This is a genomic window from Streptomyces sp. AC627_RSS907 (assembly GCF_019049165.1).
This window is the reverse complement of the sequence record NZ_JAGMUE010001247.1, coordinates 1-542: the sequence shown is the minus strand read 5'-3', so window position 1 is coordinate 542 and position 542 is coordinate 1. Positions and strand designations below refer to the sequence as shown.

The 542-nt window shown below is 69.4% G+C and carries 1 pseudogene; it reads left to right on the top strand.

Annotated features, from left to right (window positions below):
• Positions 1–47: 47 nt before the first annotated feature.
• Positions 48–542, top strand: a pseudogene (locus tag KUM32_RS41305) (hypothetical protein); the annotation flags it as partial.

The window sequence follows — 542 nt, the reverse complement described above, 5'->3', positions numbered from 1 at the left end:
CGATCGGGCCGCGGCTTCGCGGATTCCCTGGGGCGACTGAACTACTCATGGGGGTGGGGTACGCCACAGCCGTGTGTCGGGCGAATCTGGCACTCTCCGACATCGTTCGAGGGGACAGTGACCTGGGTCTGTTCGAGAACGGCTCGCGGGTCACGCTCGACGACGCCTTCGAGGGCGGTGGCGTGTGGCGGTCCCATCATCCCGGTGACGCGGAAACGCCCGGGGACCCCCTGACTCCGGCCGGCCGCGGCTGGATATCCACCTTGCCCGCGCCATCGGAGCCGGAGCCGGCAGCGGAGCTGCCCCCGGTGGATCTGCCGCTGGCCGACGACGCCTCTCTCGGCGTCGGTGATCTCCTGCGGAGCGACGCGCAGGAGATCGTCTGGCGGGGCCCCTTGCGGCTGGCCCACCTCATCGACGGCTGGTTCCCTCTGCATCCGCACGTCGTCGAGGAACTGAGTCGTTCCTGTGGTGCACGCCGCACGTGTCGCCTCGAACTCGACCACGCGGGTGAGAGGTTGGGGGATGAGGCGGTGCAGGAT